This is a genomic window from Delftia tsuruhatensis NBRC 16741 (assembly GCF_001571325.1).
GTDB classification, from domain to species: Bacteria; Pseudomonadota; Gammaproteobacteria; order Burkholderiales; family Burkholderiaceae_C; genus Comamonas; species Comamonas tsuruhatensis.
Window position 1 is genome coordinate 1 of the sequence record NZ_BCTO01000092.1, and the last position, 18,103, is coordinate 18,103.

14 protein-coding genes are annotated in these 18,103 nt (G+C 68.3%); 4 read left to right on the top strand and 10 right to left on the bottom strand.

What is annotated here, in order from left to right; all coding sequences use genetic code 11:
- Window positions 1-91 precede the first annotated feature (91 nt).
- The 6 genes from DTS01S_RS28375 to DTS01S_RS28400 all read right to left on the bottom strand — a co-directional run bounded on the left by DTS01S_RS28375 (window position 92) and on the right by DTS01S_RS28400 (window position 6,279).
- On the bottom strand, window positions 92-1,084 hold the full coding sequence (locus DTS01S_RS28375; RefSeq protein ID WP_012204371.1) for a Bug family tripartite tricarboxylate transporter substrate binding protein: 993 nt from the start codon (window positions 1,082-1,084) through the stop codon (window positions 92-94).
- Between the two features lie 81 nt (window positions 1,085-1,165).
- Window positions 1,166-3,013, bottom strand: coding sequence for a dihydroxy-acid dehydratase (gene ilvD, locus DTS01S_RS28380; protein WP_017407022.1), 1,848 nt, complete (start codon window positions 3,011-3,013; stop codon window positions 1,166-1,168).
- Window positions 3,014-3,130: 117 nt separating this feature from the next.
- Complete coding sequence (locus tag DTS01S_RS28385; RefSeq protein WP_016450218.1) at window positions 3,131-3,433, bottom strand: helix-turn-helix domain-containing protein; 303 nt, start codon at window positions 3,431-3,433, stop codon at window positions 3,131-3,133.
- Window positions 3,417-3,800: a type II toxin-antitoxin system RelE/ParE family toxin gene (locus DTS01S_RS28390; protein WP_017407021.1), complete on the bottom strand. Its 384-nt coding sequence runs from the start codon at window positions 3,798-3,800 to the stop codon at window positions 3,417-3,419. Before DTS01S_RS28390 ends, DTS01S_RS28385 begins: the two co-directional genes overlap by 17 nt.
- 297 nt (window positions 3,801-4,097) lie before the next feature.
- The gene (gene ccoG, locus DTS01S_RS28395) at window positions 4,098-5,567 is read right to left on the bottom strand and encodes a cytochrome c oxidase accessory protein CcoG (protein WP_047218598.1); all 1,470 of its coding nucleotides are present in this window, start codon (window positions 5,565-5,567) and stop codon (window positions 4,098-4,100) included.
- Window positions 5,568-5,703: 136 nt separating this feature from the next.
- The gene (locus DTS01S_RS28400) at window positions 5,704-6,279 is read right to left on the bottom strand and encodes a hypothetical protein (RefSeq protein ID WP_061289951.1); all 576 of its coding nucleotides are present in this window, start codon (window positions 6,277-6,279) and stop codon (window positions 5,704-5,706) included.
- 192 nt (window positions 6,280-6,471) lie between these two features.
- On the opposite strand from DTS01S_RS28400, the gene DTS01S_RS28405 reads away from it, so the two are divergent.
- Window positions 6,472-7,443, top strand: coding sequence for a DUF2157 domain-containing protein (locus tag DTS01S_RS28405; protein ID WP_016450214.1), 972 nt, complete (start codon window positions 6,472-6,474; stop codon window positions 7,441-7,443).
- Window positions 7,440-9,095, top strand: a complete 1,656-nt coding sequence (locus DTS01S_RS28410) for a GDYXXLXY domain-containing protein (protein WP_061289954.1) — start codon at window positions 7,440-7,442, stop codon at window positions 9,093-9,095. The genes DTS01S_RS28405 and DTS01S_RS28410 overlap by 4 nt, the downstream gene beginning before the upstream one ends.
- A 14-nt stretch (window positions 9,096-9,109) precedes the next feature.
- Here DTS01S_RS28410 and DTS01S_RS28415 read toward each other — a convergent pair whose 3' ends face one another.
- The 3 genes from DTS01S_RS28415 to DTS01S_RS28425 form a co-directional block, all read right to left on the bottom strand.
- Window positions 9,110-10,225 (bottom strand): CaiB/BaiF CoA transferase family protein, encoded by a 1,116-nt coding sequence (locus DTS01S_RS28415; protein ID WP_017407017.1) that lies wholly within the window; start codon window positions 10,223-10,225, stop codon window positions 9,110-9,112.
- 157 nt (window positions 10,226-10,382) lie between these two features.
- The gene (locus DTS01S_RS28420; RefSeq protein WP_016450211.1) at window positions 10,383-11,387 is read right to left on the bottom strand and encodes a Bug family tripartite tricarboxylate transporter substrate binding protein; all 1,005 of its coding nucleotides are present in this window, start codon (window positions 11,385-11,387) and stop codon (window positions 10,383-10,385) included.
- Between the two features lie 75 nt (window positions 11,388-11,462).
- Window positions 11,463-13,166 (bottom strand): acyl-CoA dehydrogenase family protein, encoded by a 1,704-nt coding sequence (locus tag DTS01S_RS28425; protein WP_017407016.1) that lies wholly within the window; start codon window positions 13,164-13,166, stop codon window positions 11,463-11,465.
- 136 nt (window positions 13,167-13,302) lie between these two features.
- Here DTS01S_RS28425 and DTS01S_RS28430 point away from each other — a divergent pair, with 136 nt between their 5' ends.
- Complete coding sequence (locus tag DTS01S_RS28430; protein WP_026062798.1) at window positions 13,303-14,202, top strand: LysR family transcriptional regulator; 900 nt, start codon at window positions 13,303-13,305, stop codon at window positions 14,200-14,202.
- Window positions 14,203-14,344: 142 nt separating this feature from the next.
- On the opposite strand, the gene DTS01S_RS28435 is transcribed toward DTS01S_RS28430, so the two are convergent.
- A complete protein-coding gene (locus DTS01S_RS28435; protein ID WP_017407014.1) occupies window positions 14,345-17,230 on the bottom strand; it encodes an aconitate hydratase in 2,886 nt (961 codons plus the stop codon).
- A gap of 540 nt (window positions 17,231-17,770) precedes the next feature.
- On the opposite strand from DTS01S_RS28435, the gene DTS01S_RS28440 reads away from it, so the two are divergent.
- Window positions 17,771-18,043 (top strand): hypothetical protein, encoded by a 273-nt coding sequence (locus tag DTS01S_RS28440; RefSeq protein ID WP_017407013.1) that lies wholly within the window; start codon window positions 17,771-17,773, stop codon window positions 18,041-18,043.
- The last annotated feature ends 60 nt before the right edge of the window (window positions 18,044-18,103 follow it).

Consider the following 18,103-nt stretch of genomic DNA (forward strand, 5'->3'; position numbering starts at 1 on the left):
CAGGCTTGCAACCCCGCAACCGCCACGCCGCAGGCGCTGACATACGGGGAGTTGGCTCGGGCCTTCGCTTCGCTCGGCCCGCTGGTTTTGATCAGCCCTCTGCTGTGAATCCCACGCGCTTGACGATGGGGCCCCATTTGGCGAGTTCGGACTGCAGCAGCGCGGCCAGTTCGGCGGGGGTGGAGGATTGGGCGTCCAGGCCGAAGGTGGCCAGGCTGTCCACCACGTCGGGCGTGGCCAGGGCCTTGCGCATGTGGCCGTTCAGGCGCTGCACGGTCTCGGCGGGGGTCTTGGCGGGCACGAAGAAGGCGAACCATTCGCTGTGCGCCATGTCCTTGTAGCCCTGCTCCACCAGCGTGGGGACCTGGGGGGCGAAGCGGCTGCGCTTGGCGCCGCTGACGCCCAGGATGCGCATCTTGCCGCCGGCCAGGTGCTGCAGCATGTCGCCCACGGGGCCGCAGACGGCGGAGACGTTGCCGCCCAGCATGTCCAGCAGCGCCGGCTGGGTGCCGCGGTAGCCGGCGTGCTTGAAGTCCACGCCTGCATGCTGGCCCAGCAGGGCGCCGATGAAGTGCGGCGTGGAGCCGGGCGCAGGCGAGCCGAAGTTGGCGCCTGCGGGGTTGGCCTTGGCCCAGGCGAAGAATTCGGGCACGGTGGTCACGCTGGCGGGCACGGCGGGGCCGACGGCGAAGCCGAAGTCGAAGATGCAGCCCACGGTGACTGGCGCCAGGTCGGCCACCGGGTCATAGGGCAGCTTCTTGTAGATGTGCGGGTAGATGGACAGCATGGACGTGGGCGTCTGCAGCAAGGTGGCGCCGTCTGCGGGCCGGCCCTTGACGTAGCTGATGGCGATCTGCCCGCCCGCGCCCGTGCGGTTTTCCACCACGGCGGTCTTGGCATAGCCCGACAGCTTGGTGCCCACGCGGCGGCAGATGGCGTCCGAGGTGCCTCCGGCCGCGAAGCCGGTGATGATGTTCAGGGTCTCGATGGGGCCCTGGGCCTGCGCCCAGGCCTGCTGGCCCAGGCTGGCCAGCAGCGCACCCGCTCCAGCGGTGCCCAGCCATTGGCGGCGGTCGATGTTCATGCGTATGTCTCCGGTTGAAATTGAAACTCTGAAAAAAACAGTGGGGGAACAGCGGGGGAAATGCGTGCCAGCCCGGCGGCTTCAACTGTCGTCGCGCAGCCAGACCACCTGGCCCGAATGAGTGACCGCTCCCTGGTGGGCCGGGCGCACGGTGAGCGCGTATTTTTCCAGCACGCCGCCCAGCGGCGGCATCTGGCGGCGCGCGGCGGCTGATTGTTCCAGACGTGTGGCCAGTTCGGCCTCGCCGATTTCCACCGTGATGCTGCGCGCATCGGCGCGGGCGTCGATGGCGATGAGGTCGCCGTCGCGCAGTGCGGCAATGGGGCCGTTGTCGGCGGCCTCGGGGCCTGCGTAGCCGATGCACAGGCCGCGCGTGGCACCAGAGAAGCGCCCATCGGTCAGCAGGGCCACCTTGTCGCCCATGCCCTGGCCATAGAGCAGCGCCGTGATGCCCAGCATCTCGCGCATGCCGGGGCTGCCGCGCGGGCCTTCGTTGCGGATGACGATGACATCGCCGGCCGCGTACTGCATGGCCTGCACGGCGGCCTGGGCCTGTTCCTCGGACTCGAAGACGCGCGCGGGGCCCCGGTGCACCAGGGTCTTGAGGCCGGCCGTCTTCAGCAACGCGCCATCGGGGCAGAGGTTGCCCTTGAGCACGGTCAGGCCACCGTCGCGCGTGATGGGGTTGCCGGGCGTGCGCACCACCTCGCCATCGGGCGGCGCGGCATCGGCCAGTTCTTCGGCCAGGGTGCGGCCCGTGAAGGTGAGCGCATCGCCGTGGACAAAGCCCTGCTCCATCAGCGTGCGCAGGATCACGCCGGCACCGCCGATGTAGTACACGTCGCGCGCCAGGAAGCGCCCGCCGGGGCGCAGGTCGGCGATCAGCGGCGTGCGCGCGAAGATCTCGGCCACGTCGTCCAGGTGGAAGCGGATGCCGGCCTCGTGCGCGATGGCCGGCAGGTGCAGGGCGGCATTGGTCGATCCGCCCGTGGCGCTGACCACGGCGCAGGCATTCTCCAGCGCCCGGCGCGTGATGATGTCGCGCGGCAGCGGGCCGCCGCCTTCGGCGCTGGCCCACACGGCCTGCATGAGCTGGCGCGCGGCGCGGCGCATCAGCGGTGCGCGCTCGCTGAACACGGCGGGCACCATGCTGGAGCCGATGGGCGCCAGGCCCAGCGCCTCGCTCACCATGCCCATGGTGTTGGCCGTGAACTGGCCAGCGCAGGCGCCGGCCGTGGGCAGGCAGGCGCGGCTCATGGCCTCCAGGTCCTGCGCCGTGGCGGTGCCGGCCAGCACCTGGCCGATGGTCTCGTAGGTATCGACCACGTTCAGGTCGCGCCCGTGCACGCCGGGCGCCTGCCCCGGCAGGGCCGAGCCGCCATGCACGAAGACGCTGGGCACATTGCAGCGCACCATGCCCATCATCAGCCCCGGCAGGTTCTTGTCGCAGGCGCCGATGGCGAAGATGCCATCCCACTGGTGGCCGCGCACCGAAGCCTCCACGCTGTCGGCGATCAGCTCGCGCGAGACCAGCGAAAACCGCATGCCCGAATGCGCCATGGTCAGCCCGTCGCTGACCGACACCACCGGGCATTCATGCGGCGTACCGCCCCCGGCATAGATGCCGGTCTTGGCATGCTGGGCCTGGTCGCGCAGGTTGAGGTTGCAGGGGCTCATCTCCCCGCCCGTGTGGAACACGCCGATGTGCGGTCGCTCCATGTCTTCGTCGTCCTGGCCCAGGGCATGCAGGAAGCTGCGCGTGGTGGCACGGATGGTGCCGGAGCGGATCAGGGCGGAGCGAAAGGGCGTGGGCGTGGCCGCTGCCGGGCTGCTGCCAGTGGTGCTGGTTGTGGTGGTGGAGGCGGCCAGCGATGCGGAGGCGCTGGACTCGGAAAAGACGTTGTCGGGGGAGGCAGGTTTCTTGTTCATACGCGGGCCGGAAAACAGCCGCCCACCATAGCGGGGTCTGCGGATTTCCCTATGAGCATTTACACCAGATCGTGTCGCCCGGGAGTCGCCCGCATACCACCCTTGTGTCGCCCCGGCTTAGAGGATGGCCTGAAGGCCTTTGTCGGCGATGACGTTGAGCAGCTTGAGCGCCGGTCCGGCGGGACGGGTTTCGCCCTGCTCCCATTTGCGCACCGTGGAAGCCGTGGTGTGCAAATGCAGCGCAAACACCGGTTGGCTGAACTTCAAAGTCTCGCGCAGCTGTTTGATGTCGGCCGCCTCGAACTCCCGCACCGGGGGAGGACAGATCGCGTCGAACTCGCGCATCGTCACCTTGTCGATGGCGCCCGCTTCGTACAGCGCAGCCAGATCGCCGCGCAGGGATTCAATGATCTTGCTCACAATGCACCTCCAACAAAACGCCTGACTGCAAGGCCGCCGACAAGGCCTGGGTGGACAGGTCCAGAAACAGCTTGCCTGCAAACCTCAAAGCCCTCTGTTCTTCCTGTGTGATGTTCGTCTTGTCGTTCTTGGTGAAACCATGCAGGAAGATGTATCGGTTGCCGATTCGTGCCGACAACAGCGTTCGATAACCCCCACTCTTGCCCGCGCCTGGACGCGCCACCCGCTTCTTGTAGAGAAAGCCCCCCAGGTCCGCGTCGATCAGCCCTCTTTCCATCTCCCTGACCGCCTTGCACAGCGCGGTATCGGGCAGTTTCTCGCTCGCCTGCCATCGGGAAAAGTCCTTGCGTTTGAGAACGCGCGCCATGCCAGCCTCCCAACTATACCCGTTACGGGCATGTATTTCACCTTCATACATATCACCACAGGGTAGAGCCTGCGAATTTGAAGTGCTGCCTCGTGCCTGCCTCATTCAAGCCCCTGTCGTTTCTCCTTGGCCTGACTGCCAGCCCGCTTGTCCGCCTTGTCGGGAAGACACGATAAAAAAAGGCCCCGGAACAAACTTCCGGGGCCTCAAAACCGATGCCAGCCCGCGCTGCAGCGGACCAGGCATCGTGCACAACAACTGCGCTGTACTCCTGAATCAATCCACCCAACCGGCCCCTCAGCGCGGCACCAGGAACGTGCTGTGCGCCTGCTTGGTAAGCGCCGGATCACCCACCGCCGTGGCCGTGATCTCCACGCCGTGCGAGCCAGGGCCGGCCGCGCCATAGGGCGCCTGCAGCCGCACCACGACCCAGCGGTCCTGGGCCGCGCCCACGTCCACCTCGGTCTCCGAAGCCACGCGCAGGCCTTCGATGCCCGAGGCCGACAGCACATAGCGCTGGTCCTGCTCCGTGGCATTGCCGATCTGCACGCGGTAGATGTTCTCGATCTGGCCGCCGGCCACGATGCGCGACAGCGTGCCCCGGTCGCGCACCACGTCCACCTTCAGCGGCGTGCGCAGCGCCAGGCTGGCCACCATGGCCGTGGAGATGGCCACCAGCGCCGTGCCGTAGATGAGCACGCGCGGGCGGAAGATGCGGCGCACCAGCTCGCTCTGGCGCCAGCCCCGGGCCACGCCGTTCTGCGTGGACAGGCGGATCAGCCCGCGCGGGTAGTGCATGCGGTCCATGACGCTGTTGCAGGCGTCGATGCACAGGCCGCAGCCGATGCACTCGTACTGCAGGCCGTCGCGTATGTCTATGCCCACCGGGCAGACCTGCACGCACAGCGTGCAGTCGATGCAGTCGCCCAGGCCCTGGGCCCGGTAGTCCACGCCCTTGTGGCGCGGGCCGCGCGATTCGCCGCGTGCGGTGTCGTAGGTGACGACCAGGGTGTCCTTGTCGAACATGGCGCTCTGGAAGCGCGCATAGGGGCACATGTGCTTGCAGACCTGCTCGCGCAGGAAGCCCGCGTTGCCGTAGGTGGCCAGCGCATAGAACAGCACCCAGAAGATCTGCCACGCGCCGGTCAGCGCCAGCACCTCGGGCAGCAGGCTGCGGATGGGCACGAAGTAGCCCACGAAGGTCAGCCCCGTCCACAGCGCAATCAGCAGCCACAGCGCATGCTTGCCGCCACGCCGCGCGATCTTCTCCGGACCCCAGCCGCTGGCATCCAGGCGCAGGCGTGCGCTGCGGTCGCCTTCCAGCCGGCGCTCCACCCACATGAACAGCTCGGTGTAGACCGTCTGCGGGCAGGAAAATCCGCACCACAGCCTCCCCGCCACCGTGGTGAACAGGAACAGCGCCAGCGCCGAGACGATGAGCAGCACGGCCAGGTAGATGAAATCCTGCGGATACAGCAGCCAGCCGAAGATGTAGAAGCGCCGCTGCTCCAGGTCGAACAGCAGGGCCTGCCGGCCGTGGATCTGCAGCCAGGGTATGCCGTAGAAGAACAGCTGCGTGAGCCAGACCATGGCCCAGCGCCAGTTGGCGAAGCGCCCCGAGATGGAGCGCGGCTGGATCTTGCGGCGTGACTCGAACAGCGGGGAATCCGCGCTGGCGTCGGCGATGGGAATCACCTTGCGCGGCGCGGGCCGCGGCCGGGGGGCTGCGGCGGTTTCATCGGGGAGCGGTTTCGGTCGTTCTGACATGCGGGGCCTTCGCCCCGGCCGGTGCGCCCGTGATGCGGGCTTGTCATGAATTGCCGGGGACTGCCTGGACTATGCCCAGCGCCCTGCTCCGCGGGTAGCAGCAGATGCGGTGAATTCGACCGTATCAGATGGAGCTTCAGGCCTGGGGAGCACGAAGACGCGGTACCGCCAGCCGCAACCCCCACGCCACCAGGCACAGCCCCAGCAGCGACGTCAGCGTGCCGATGCGCACATCGGCCTGGAGCACGCCCCAGCGGCTGAAGATCTCCGTCCAGTCATGGTCGCCGCCGCCCACCAGCGGCAGGACCTGGGCGCGCGCGTCCTTCATGTAGCGGGCCACGTTCATCAGGTTCTCGCCCAGCCACATCAGCGAGGCGATCCAGCCCGTGCGCTGGCCCTGCCTGCGGAAATGGCGCATGAACAGGACGGGGAACAGCAACTGGAACAGCGTGCCGCCGTAGACCGAGAGATGCTGCGAGAACAGGGCCACCAGCGGGTGCCCGGCCTCGTGCAGCGCGAGGTTGGCGTTGTCCAGCAGCATCAGCCAGCGGTCCTCGCTGAAGAAGTGGCCCCAGATGATCCAGGCGCCGAAAGCCGTCAGCGCGATGGCGGCAGGGCGTGTGACCGGCGTCCATTCGACCGGGTCGTCGGAATCCTCGAGGTCTGCGCCGCGCTTCATGGCGCCAGCAACGCCGTTGCGTTCAGAGGGCATGCCAGCGGCTTGGCGGGGTACATGCGAGGTCGGCAAAAAGGGGCAGGCGCAGGATGCATGGCGGCAGTGTTCCGGAGAGTGGGAGGAAGATAGCAGGTTGCACCGGCACCGGGCTGCCGCGTTGCAATCCATCCCGGACAGGTTCTGGCAAAGTCGGGCATCCGCATCTTCAAGCCAAGGAACATCCACACCATGAACCTGCGCCCCTTATTGCATGAGCTTGTCCGCCAGCATGGCCTGGACCGCAAGGCCGCCGTGCAGCTGTTTGCACTGGCGGGATTCGGGCATGAACCGGCCGCCCTCAGAACCCGCCTGTGGCCCGTGGTGGCCTTGCTGGGCGCGGCGCTGGGCGGGCTGGGCATCGTGCTGTGGATTGCCGCCAATTGGGAGAGCATGGGCCGCATGCAGCGCTTTGCCCTGCTGCAGGGCTTCGTGCTCGTGATGTGTCTTGGCGCGGCATGGCGCGCGGCGGCGCGCGTGCCGCTGTCCGTGCTGGCGCTGCTGGGCACGGGTGCGCTGTTCGCCTTTTTCGGGCAGACCTACCAGACGGGAGCGGACCCCTGGCAGCTGTTTGCGCTGTGGGCAGCGCTGACCCTGCCGCTGGCCCTGGCGGCGCGCAGCGATGGCGTCTGGGTGCCCTGGGTGGTGGTTGCCATGACGGGCATCGCGCTGTGGGCGCAGGCCCATACGCCGCAGTTCTGGGAGGTGGAGTCGCGCGACCTGGGCGTGCATGCCGTGGCCCTGGGCGCCGCCCTTGCCGTCACCGCAGTCATGGCACCGGCCCTGCGGCGCTTCACGGGCGCGGGGCTGTGGGCCTTGCGCGGCGCGGGCGCGCTGGCGCTGGCGATGATCACCTCCACCGCCATCAGCGGGCTGTTCCACAGCACGGTGGCGCCGCAGTACCCGCTGGGGCTGGTGCTGCTGGCAGGCGCGGCGGCGCTGGCGGGCCTGCGCAGGCATTTCGACATCTTCCTGCTCAGCGGTGCGGCGCTGGGCCTGAACGTGCTGCTGGTGTGCGGCCTGGTCTACCTGCTGCTGGAGAAACTGGGGGCGGACTTCACGGGCATGCTGCTACTCGTCGGCCTGGGCGCTGCGTGCCTGCTGGCGGCCACGGTCAGCCTGGTGCTTCGAATGTCACGCAACGCGGAAGGAGGCCTTCAATGAGCCACGAGCACGACACCCTGCTGCGCCAGGCCGTGGACCAGGGCATCCTGCCGCCTGCCGCCTTGCAGGACCGCCGCCCTGCCGCCAACGACCGCCATTGGGCGGTGGTGCTGCTCACGGCGCTGGGCGCCTGGCTGGCCCTTCTTCCCTTGCTGATTCTGTTTGCGTTTGCCCTGTCCGACTGGATAGAGCGCGGCGCCGGCACCTATGTGATCGGCGCCATGATGCTGGCCGCAGCGGTGGCCGTGCTGCGCGCCGAGGAGCTGCCCGTCTTCCTGGAGCAGCTGGCCCTGCCTGCCATGCTGACCGGCGCCAGCCTGCTGGGCTTTGGCCTGGCGCGCGACCTGTCGGGGCAGGCTGCGGGCGCGATAGGCCTGGCCATTGCGCTGGCCTGCACGGCCGCCATTCCAAGGCCCTGGCTGCGCGTGCTGCTGGGCGCCGCCTGCGCGCTGCTGTTTTGCACCATGCTCTGGCCGGACAACGATCCATCCACCCTGTACGCAGGCCTGCCGACCTGGGTCATCGTGCATGCGGCGCTGCTGCTCTGGATGCTGCTGCTGGCAGGCCAGTGGCGCGCGCTGGGGCAGTCTGCGGCACAGACCCGCATGGCGGCGGCGCTGGAGCCCTTTGCCACGGGCTGGCTGCTGGCGGTGCTGGCTGGCCTGGCCTTTCTGTCCGGCAGGAGCTTCATGGTGGCTGGCGTGCTGGGCGGCGGCCTGGCGGGCGAGGTGGCGCAGGAAGCCGCCCCGAACACCTCCATGGGCGTTCTGACGCAGGCCGGCTCGGCCGTGCTGGCCCTGGCAGCCACCTGGTTCGCCCAGCGCGCATGGCCCACGCTGCGGCAGCCGCGCGCCGCCGTGGCTGCCGTGGTGCTGGCCGTGCTGAGTGCCTTCCTGCCCTGGCTGGGCGCCTGCCTGCTGGCGCTGGCGGTGACCGGCACCAGCGGCCGCTGGCGGCAGGCCGCAGCGGCCGCCCTGGCTGCGGCCTGGATCGTGGGCAGCTTCTACTACCAGCTGGCCTGGCCATTGGCGACGAAGGCCATGGTGCTGGCCGGCTGCGGCGCCTTGCTGGGCCTGCTGGCCTGGGCAGGGCCGCGCGCCGCAGCCCTGCCAGGCAGCGCGGAGACCGCCGCCGCATCGGGCGCCGTGCCCCTGCAGCGCTGGGCGCCGTGGCTGGTGGTGCTGACGGCGGCCTGCACGCTGGCGGTGGCCAATATCGGCATTGCGCAGAAGGAGCGCACCATCGCCCAGGGCCGCAAGGTGTTCGTGGAACTGGCGCCGGTGGACCCGCGCTCCCTGATGCAGGGCGACTACATGCGCCTGAACTTCCGCCTGCCTTCCGAGGACAGGGACGTGGAGAAAGAGAACCTGCGCAGCGGACGCCTCTACGCCATCGGCAAGCTCGATGAGCAGGGCGTGGTGCAGTGGCTGCGCACCGGCACGGCCAGCGAGCCGCTGGCGCCCGGCGAGCAGCGCTTTGAACTCACCCCGCGCGGCGGCCGGTGGACGCTGGTGACCGATGCCTGGTACTTCCGCGAAGGCGATGGCCAGCGCTGGGAGCAGGCCCGCTACGGCGAGTTCCGCGTGGAGCCCGACGGGCGCGCGCTGCTGGTGGGCATGGCGGACGCGCAACTGCGCCCCATCGTCCCCTGAGCGCACCACGCAAATCACTCGAAACTGTCGCCCTCGGCCAGCGGCGCATGCCGGTAGCTGGCCGGCGTGCGGCTGAGCTTGACGGGCGCGCCCAGGCCCCGGTAGCCGCCCTCCATCTCCACCACCATCTCGCGGTGCAGGGTATGCGGGTGGTTGAGCGCCGCGTCCACGCCCAGTACGGGTGCGGCGGGCACGCCGATGGCCATCAGCGCATCGGCCAGCGCGGGGCCGTCGCAGGACTGCAGGGCCTGCTCCAGCAGCGGCTTGAGCGCATCACGGTGGTGCGAGCGCTGGCCGGCCGTGGCAAAGCGCTCGTCGGCCACCAGTTGCGGGCATCCCAGATGCTCGCACAGCAGGCGGAACTGGCGGTCGTTGCCCACTGCCAGGAAGACCGGCGTGGTGCCCGTGGCAAAGCTGTCGTAGGGATAGATGTTGGGATGGGCGTTGCCCGAGCGCCCTGGCGTCCTGCCGCTCATGAACCAGTTGCCCGCATGCGGGTGCAGCAGCGAGATGCCGCTGTCGTACAGCGAGACATCGACCAGCTGGCCCAGGCCGCTGCGCTGGCGCTCCTGCAGCGCCAGCAGCACGCCGATGACGCCGTTCATGCCCGTGACCATGTCCACCACGGGCAGGCCCACGCGCAGCGGATCGCCGCCGGCCTCGCCGTTGACGCTCATCAGCCCCGTCATGGCCTGGATGGCCGCGTCATAGCCGGGCCAGGCACCCAGCGGACCATCGGCGCCGAAGCCGCTGACGCGGCACCAGATGAGGCGCGGAAAGCGCTCGCGCACCTGCTCCCAGCCAATGCCCCATTTCTCCATGGTGCCGATCTTGAAGTTCTCCACCACCACGTCGGCCTGCTCCATCAGCGCCAGCACGGCCTGCTGGCCTTCGGGCTGGGACAGGTCCAGGAACTGCAGCCGCTTGTTGCGGTTCAGGCCCCGGTAGTAGGAGGACACACCGTCCTGGAACGGAGGCCCCCAGGCGCGCGTATCGTCGCCCTGCGGCGGCTCCACCTTGAGCACGTCGGCACCGTGGTCGCCCAGGATCTGGCCGCACAGCGGGCCACCAAGAATGCGGGAGAGGTCGAGGACACGGATGCCCTGGAGGGCACCATTGGCTCTGCTCATAAAGTTTCTTTCTTCATTGGCACAAGGTGCAAGACTGGCGTGCTTCAAGCCACTGGGGCGCCCAGCAAGGGCCGCCCCGCAGCGAAGGCGCCGTCCCACTCCCGCGTGCGAGAGAGGGGGAAGCGGCGTAGCCGCTCAGGGGGTGTTCTCCATCTATTCAATCCAGTTTGGCGCCGGAGGCATCGACCACGGCCTTCCACTTGGTCACTTCCTGCGCGATGAAGGTCGAAAGCCCTGCTGGCGACAGATCCGATGCCGGCTCCAGCCCCTGGTCGGCAAAGGTCTTGCGGATGCGCTCGCTGCCCAGGGCCTTGCGGAAGGCCGCGTTCAGCGTCTCGATGCGGTCGGCCGGCGTGCCGGCCGGTGCCACCACGCCGAAGAACACGCTCACGTCGTAGCCGGGCAGGCCCTGCTCGGCGATGGTGGGAATATCGGGCATGGCCTGGGAGCGCTTTTCCGTGGCCACGCCAATGGCCTTGAACTTGCCGGCCTTGATGTAGGGCATGGCGGTGAGGATGTCGGTGAAGGTCATGTTCACCTGCCCCGCCAGCAGGTCGTTGAGCGCCGGGCCCGTGCCCTTGTAGGGGATGTGCTGCAGCGAGGTGCCGGCCATCTTGTTGAACAGCACGCCCGCCAGGTGCGAGGAGGCGCCGTTGCCCGAGGACGCATAGTCCAGGCTGCCCGGCTTGGCCTTGTCCTGGGCAATCAGCTCCTGCACGGTGGTGGCCTTGGTCGCCGGGTTGACCACCAGCACATTGGGCAGGTGGCCCACGCGGATGATGGGCGCGAAGCTGGTCTGCGGGTCGTAGTTGATCTTGCGGTACAGGTGCTTGTTGATGGCCAGCGGCCCCGAGGTGCCGAACATGATGGTGTAGCCGTCGGGCCTGGCGCGGGCCACGAAGTCGGCGCCGATGTTGCCGCCCGCACCGGCCTTGTTCTCCACGATCACGCTCTGGCCCAGCGTCTCGGTCAGCGCCGTGGCCAGCACGCGTGCCATGGCGTCCGTGGGCCCGCCGGGCGGGAAGGGAACGACGAAGCTGATGGGCCGCTCGGGAAAGCGCTCAGCCAGTGCGGCGGCCGGCAGCGCGGCGGTGGCGGCGAGCGCACAGGCGCACAGGAATCGGCGTTTCTGGAAGGACGGCTTCGGGTCAGTGCAAGGCATGGTGTTTGTCTCCGGTACTTGTGTGGTCATCCCTGTGGACGGGATGTGTGTTCTGGGTCGGTGCGGTCGATGGGCTCAGCGTGTCCAGCCTTCGGGCAGGTCGCCTGCCGCCAGCGGGTCGCGCGGCAGCACGCGGTGCAGCAGCACCAGCTGGGCCCAGCGCATGCGCTCGGCGCTGCCGGTGCACGAGGCCTCCCAGGCCATGGCCGTGGCCGTGAAGCAGTGGTACAGGCCCGAGGCGGCGGCGCGCGCCAGGCGGTCACCGCCCTCCTCGGCCGCGCGCAGGGCCAGGGCCGCAGCCTTGTCCATGCTGGCCGACAGCGCGGCCTTGAATTCCGTGGCCGCCTCGGTCTGGGCCAGCAGCTGGGCCGCGTGGTCGCGCAGCACGGGCAGCGAGCCTTCGCGCTTGATGGCGCGGATCACGTCCAGCGCCACGATGTTGCTGGTGCCTTCCCAGATCGATCCCAGGTGGGAGTCGCGCACCAGGCGCGGATCGCTCCATTCCTCGATGTAGCCGCATCCGCCGCGCACCTCCATGGCATCGCCCGTGACCTTGCGCGCGTCGCGGCAGGCGCGGAACTTGATCATGGGCGTGAGGATGCGCAGCAGCGCGTAGGCGCCGTCTTCGCCTGCGTCCGAACGCTGCAGCGCCTGGGCCGTCTGCAGCACCATGGTGCGGGCCTGCTCGGAGTAGATGCGCAGCTTGTCGAGCTGGCGCTGCATCAGCGGCATGTCCTGCAGGGCCTTGCCGAAGGCGCGGCGCTCGCGCGCCACGTACTCGGCCTCGGCCACGGCACGGCGCATCAGCCCGGCCGAGCGCACGCCGTTGGACAGACGCGAGTTGTTGACCATGTCGGCCATCTGCACGAAGCCCCGGCCCTGCTCGCCCACCAGGTAGGCGACGGCGCCGTCGAGCACGATCTCGCCGCTGGCCATGGAGCGCGTGCCCAGCTTGTGCTTGAGCCGCACGATGCGGTAGTGGTTGGCCGAGCCATCGTCCAGCCGGCGCGGCAGCAGGAACAGCGAGATGCCCTTCATGCCCGCGGGCGCGCCTTCCACGCGCGCCAGCACCATGGCGAAGTCGGCATCGGGGTTGGAGCAGAACCACTTGTCGCCGGACAGGCGCCAGCTGCCGTCGGCGGCCGGGCGGGCCAGCGTCTGGGTGTTGGAGATGTCCGAGCCGGCCGCCTGCTCGGTCATGAACATGGCGCCCTGGGCCTGGTCCTCGAAGCGCAGCTGCGTCATGCGCGGCCAGTACTTTTCGACCAGGGCCGGCTCGCCGTACTTGCGCAGCGTGCGCGCCAGCGAGTCCGTCATGGACAGCGGGCAGCACAGGCCGAACTCGGCCTGCACGAACAGATAGGTCAGCGCGTACTTGGCCAGCGGCGGCAGCTTGCCATCCCAGCCCAGCACGCCCGTGCGGTGCGACATGACGGCCAGGCCGAACTCGCCGTAGGCAATGCGCTCCATCTCCACATAGGCCGGATGCTTGACGATGCGCTGCGCATCGCGCCCCGTGCGGTCGCGGTGCTCCAGCTCGGGCGGATTGCGGTCGGCGGTCAGCGCCCATTCATCGATCTCGCGGCCGGCCAGCGCGCCCATGCGCTCCAGATAGGGCTGCAGATGATCGTTCACCTCGGGCGGCAGGTACAGCGCCAGCAGGGGCTGCAACTGCGAATCGGTGGTGTACAGGTTGCTGCCGTGGCGGTCGGGCACGGCCTGGAAAGCCTGGGCGGGGGAAGACTGCATGGCGGCCAGCGCCTGCGGTTCGGGGTTCATGGTCTGTCTCCTGTGCGGGAACCGGGCCCGGGCGCATGGGCTCCGGGTCTTGGGGATGCCCCCATTCTTGGAAACAGTTCTATTCGAGTCAAATATCAATAACGTATTGATCAATAGTCAAACCGGATAGAACGCCATGGAGCTGAGACAACTGAGGTACTTTCTTGTGCTGGCCGAGGAGCTGCACTTCAGCCGCGCAGCCCAGCGCCTGTCCATCTCCCAGCCGCCGCTGAGCGTGGCCATCCGCCAGCTGGAGGAGGAGTTGGGCGCCCAGCTGTTCGAGCGCACCAGCAAGGAGGTGCGGCTCACGGCCGCCGGCAAGCACCTGCGCGTGCAGGCCCAGGACATCATGGAACAGGCCCAGCGCGTGCGCCAGGACATGCGCGCCATCGCCGACGGCGTGCAGGGCCGCATCCGGCTGGGCTTTGTGGGTTCGGCCATCTACCGCGGGCTGCCCGAGGCGCTGGAGAGCTTTCGCGCCCGGCACCCGCTGGTGCGCATCGACATGCTGGAGCTCAACAGCGCAGAGCAGATCGCCGGCCTGCAGCAGGAACGCCTGGACCTGGGCCTGCTGCACGCCACGCGCCCCGCACCAGGCCTGCAATCACACACCCTGGTGAGCGAGCCGTTCATGGCCTGCCTGCCGGACAGCCACGCGCTGGCCGGACTGCGCAAGCTGCAGGTGCGCCAGCTGGCGGGCGAGCGCATGGTGCTGTTCTCGCGCCAGGTCTCGCCCGACTACCACCAGCAGATATGGCAGATCTGCCAGAGCGAAGGCTTCACGCCCGACCTGCACCATGAGGTGAGGCACTGGCTGTCCGTGCTGTCCCTGGTTTCGCTGCGTCAGGGCGTGTCCCTGGTGCCGGCCTGCCTGCAGCGCGTGGGCTTCCCGGGGCTGGCCTTCGTGCCCATCCAGGGCCGGCACCCGCAGTCGCAGATGCAGGCCATGTGGCACCCGGGCCATGTGCAGCCCCTTGTCGAATCGCTGCTGGCCCACCTGCGCGACAGCGTGGGCAGGCTGGGACAGCAGCCCTAAACGCCACACCCTTGCTCAGTTCACTCTGTCCAAAACTGGCGTGGCCCAGAAGCGAGGGACACCGAGCAAGGGCCGCCCCGCTGCCAGGGTGTCGTCCCCCTTGCAGGGGGAAGCCGCATAGCGGCTCAGGGGGTTTCCAACTTCATTCAAGAAGCTGCCTGAGAACGTACGGCAGGATGCCGCCGTGCCGGTAGTAGTCCACCTCGATGGGCGTGTCGATGCGCAGCTTGACCACCACGGTCTGCTTGCTGCCGTCGGCACGCGTGATCACCAGCTGGGCCTCGCTTTGCGGTGCCAGGTCGGCGGCGGGAATCACTTCCACGAACTCCTCGCCCGTCAGGCCCAGGGTCTGCCAGCTGTCCGTGCCCAGGAACTGCAGCGGCAGCACGCCCATGCCCACCAGGTTGGAGCGGTGGATGCGCTCGAAGCTGCGCGCCACCACGGCCTTGATGCCCAGCAGCTGCGTGCCCTTGGCGGCCCAGTCGCGGCTCGATCCCGTGCCGTATTCCTCGCCCGCGAAGATCACGGTGGCGCGGCCCTCGGCCTGGTACTTCATGGCCGCGTCGTAGATGGGCATCTTGGTGACCTGTCCCGTGCCGTCGCGGTACAGCGTCAGGCCGCCCTCCTCGCGCGAGCCATCGGCCTGCGCGGGAATCATCAGGTTCTTGATGCGCACGTTGGCAAAGGTGCCGCGCATCATCACCTCATGGTTGCCGCGCCGCGACCCGTAGCTGTTGAAGTCGGCCTTTTGCACGCCGTGGGCCAGCAGCCACTGGCCTGCGGGCGAGCTTTCCTTGATGGAGCCGGCCGGCGAGATGTGGTCGGTGGTGATGGAGTCGCCGAACAGCGCCATCACGCGCGCGCCGTGCACCACGTAGGGGTTGGAGCCTTCGGCGCCGGCAGCACCGGCGGCAGGCGCTTCCAGCTCAAGCCGGAAGCCGTCGAAGAACGGCGGCTCGGCAATGTAGGTGCTCTCGGGCCAGGTATAGGTGGCGCCCGTCACGCCGTGGATCTTTTCCCAGAGCTTGCCGGGCTCGGAGCGCACCTTCTCGTAGTTCTCGCGGAAGGCCTTGCCGTTCATGGCGTACTTCATCAGCGCATGAATCTCTTCGCTGGTCGGCCAGATGTCGCCAAGGTAGATGTCACGGCCGTTCTTGCCCTGGCCCACGGGCTCGGTCATCAGGTCCCGGCGCACCGTGCCGGCAATGGCATAGGCCACGACCAGGGGCGGGCTGGCCAGGAAGTTGGCCTTGATGTTGGGGTGGATGCGCGCCTCGAAGTTGCGGTTGCCCGACAGCACGGCCGCGCAGACCAGGTCGTTGCTGGTGATGGCCTCGTTGAGCTCCGGCGTGAGGTCGCCCGCGTTGCCGATGCAGGTGGTGCAGCCGTAGCCGGCCAGCGCAAAGCCCAGCTTTTCCAGGTAGGGCAACAGGCCGGCTTCGGTCAAATACTCGGTCACCACGCGCGAGCCCGGCGCCAGAGAGGTCTTGATGTGCGGCTGCACCGTGAGCCCGGCCTTCACCGCCTTCTTGGCCAGCAGGCCGGCGGCCAGCATCACGCTGGGGTTAGAGGTGTTGGTGCAGCTGGTGATGGCGGCAATCAGCACGTCGCCGTTGGCGATGCTCAGGCGCTTGGGCGGCGTGGGGGCATCGACCGGCGCCTCGCTGTGGGCGGCCTCCAGCTTGGGCTTGTTGGCCTCCATCTCGGCCAGCGAGCGCTGCGCGCCGGGCGGATGGGCCGGCGTCTCGGGAGCCACCTCGCCCTCGCCGCCACCGCCTACGGGAAAGCTCCGGCCCAGCCGTTCGATCGGCTGGTTGAACCCGTTGTGCGCCGCAGGGGCGCTGAACAGCTCATCGAACTTGGACGACACATTGCCCAGCTCGATGCGGTCCTGCGGGCGCTTGGGTCCGGCCAGGCTGGGCGCCACCGTGCCCAGGTCCAGGCGCACCACATGCGAGTAGTCGATCTCGCCGGCGGCCGGCACGCCGAACAGTTCCTGTGCGCGGAAATAGCCCTCGAAGGCCTCGATCTCGGCCTTGCTGCGGCCCGTGCCCTTGAAGTAGTCGATGGTCTTTTCATCGACGGGGAAAAAGCCCATGGTGGCGCCGTACTCGGGCGCCATGTTGCCGATGGTGGCGCGGTCGGGCAGCGCCAGGGTGCGCGTGCCTTCGCCGAAGAACTCCACGAACTTGCCCACCACCTTCTCGCGGCGCAGGATCTCGGTCACCGACAGCACCAGGTCGGTGGCCGTCACGCCCTCGCGCAGCTGGCCCGACAGCTCGAAGCCCACCACATCGGGCGTGAGGAAGTACACGGGCTGGCCCAGCATGGCCGCCTCGGCCTCGATGCCGCCCACGCCCCAGCCCACCACGCCGATGCCGTTGATCATGGTCGTGTGGCTGTCCGTGCCCACCAGGGTGTCGGGGTAATGCACGCCGTCCTTGGTCTTGTGCACGCCGCGCGCCAGGTACTCCAGGTTCACCTGGTGGACGATGCCGAAGCCCGGCGGCACCACGCCGAAGGTGTCGAAGGCCTGCATGCCCCACTTCATGAACTGGTAGCGCTCCTTGTTGCGCTGGAACTCCAGCTTCATGTTCAGGTCCAGCGCCTTCTTGGTGCCGAAGTAGTCCACCATGATGGAGTGGTCCACCACCAGGTCCACGGGCACCAGCGGCTCGATGGACTTGGGCTTCTTGCCCAGCCTGGCGGCCGTGCTGCGCATGGCGGCCAGGTCGGCCAGCAGCGGCACGCCCGTGAAATCCTGCAGCACCACGCGCGATACCACGAAGGGAATCTCGTCCACGCGCTCGGCCTGGGGCTTCCAGTTCGCCAGCTGCTCCACATGCTCGCGCGTCACCTTGTTGCCATCGCAGTTGCGCAGCACGGACTCCAGCACGATGCGCAACGACACGGGCAATCGCCGGACCTGTGGATATTGCCTTGCCAGCTCAGGCAGGGAGAAGAACTTGCCCTTCTTGCCCCCCGCCGCAGCAAAGGTCTTGAGGGTGTTTTCATATTCGTGGCGCATCGTGAGACTCCTGGATGAAACTCTGGGAAGGCACATGCGCGCCGCCTTTTTCCGGGCTGCTGGGCATGTACCAAGACTCTGATTTCCATTGTGCCCAGAAGTGCCCGCGGATGCTGTGGTCCATTGGCGATAGTCACACGCGGACAACGCTGTCCGCGCGGAAAAAGCGGCAGGCTTTCACAGGGCTGTCATCGAACCGGCCACAGGCTCTGTGCCACAATCCGCTCCAACCCCCTGTCACGGGGCCGGTGCTTGAAAACACCTTTTCCAAGACTAGCGGTGCAGCCTCCCCGTCAGCGAGGCTTTGTCACGTCTGAATCCTGTATTCGTGGGCGCTTGTCCACGTCTGTGCGATTTCGGGCGGGATGGGGCTCACCGCAAGGCTGCCCGCACGACTAGTCTCGTGTTTTCAACATCCCGCCCACCTGCCTGCGCTTGAAAACGCAACCCGGTGGTCTCAAGCCTCGACTAGGAGCACGGAAGCATGCGCAACGTTTGCCTTTCCACGGCCTCTCTCAACCTTGCATGGAGAGCCGAGCCATGACACCCAGCCCCCCACCCAGCGCCGAGCATTTCACCCAGGTCGTGACCGAGGTGGACCGCCTGGTGCAGCAAGGCTGTGCCGAGATCTCGGCACTCTCCCGCATGGCCCTGCTGTGGCTGGAAACGCCCGAGACCAGCAACCGCCTGGAGGTGCTCGCCAGCGCCCTGCGCACCATCCGCAACAGCGCCGACATGCTGGCCAGCGAAACCAGCGGCGAAGTCGTCGCCGTGGGCTGCTCCCACTACGTCAAAAGCAGCGCAGCCCCCTGAACCCGGCCGAGCGCAGCAAAGGCCCGCACCAGCCCCCCGTATGCCAGCGCCTGCGTCGGG

Coding starts and splice junctions, on each gene's coding strand:
- DTS01S_RS28390 (WP_017407021.1), bottom strand. CDS start 3,800: ATGGCGCGCGTTCTCAAACGCAAGGACTTTTCCCGATGGCAGGCGAGC.
- DTS01S_RS28430 (WP_026062798.1), top strand. CDS start 13,303: ATGGAGCTGAGACAACTGAGGTACTTTCTTGTGCTGGCCGAGGAGCTG.
- ccoG (WP_047218598.1), bottom strand. CDS start 5,567: ATGTCAGAACGACCGAAACCGCTCCCCGATGAAACCGCCGCAGCCCCC.
- DTS01S_RS28400 (WP_061289951.1), bottom strand. CDS start 6,279: ATGCCCTCTGAACGCAACGGCGTTGCTGGCGCCATGAAGCGCGGCGCA.
- DTS01S_RS28440 (WP_017407013.1), top strand. CDS start 17,771: ATGACACCCAGCCCCCCACCCAGCGCCGAGCATTTCACCCAGGTCGTG.
- DTS01S_RS28420 (WP_016450211.1), bottom strand. CDS start 11,387: ATGCCTTGCACTGACCCGAAGCCGTCCTTCCAGAAACGCCGATTCCTG.
- DTS01S_RS28410 (WP_061289954.1), top strand. CDS start 7,440: ATGAGCCACGAGCACGACACCCTGCTGCGCCAGGCCGTGGACCAGGGC.
- DTS01S_RS28415 (WP_017407017.1), bottom strand. CDS start 10,225: ATGAGCAGAGCCAATGGTGCCCTCCAGGGCATCCGTGTCCTCGACCTC.
- ilvD (WP_017407022.1), bottom strand. CDS start 3,013: ATGAACAAGAAACCTGCCTCCCCCGACAACGTCTTTTCCGAGTCCAGC.
- DTS01S_RS28425 (WP_017407016.1), bottom strand. CDS start 13,166: ATGAACCCCGAACCGCAGGCGCTGGCCGCCATGCAGTCTTCCCCCGCC.
- DTS01S_RS28405 (WP_016450214.1), top strand. CDS start 6,472: ATGAACCTGCGCCCCTTATTGCATGAGCTTGTCCGCCAGCATGGCCTG.
- DTS01S_RS28435 (WP_017407014.1), bottom strand. CDS start 17,230: ATGCGCCACGAATATGAAAACACCCTCAAGACCTTTGCTGCGGCGGGG.
- DTS01S_RS28375 (WP_012204371.1), bottom strand. CDS start 1,084: ATGAACATCGACCGCCGCCAATGGCTGGGCACCGCTGGAGCGGGTGCG.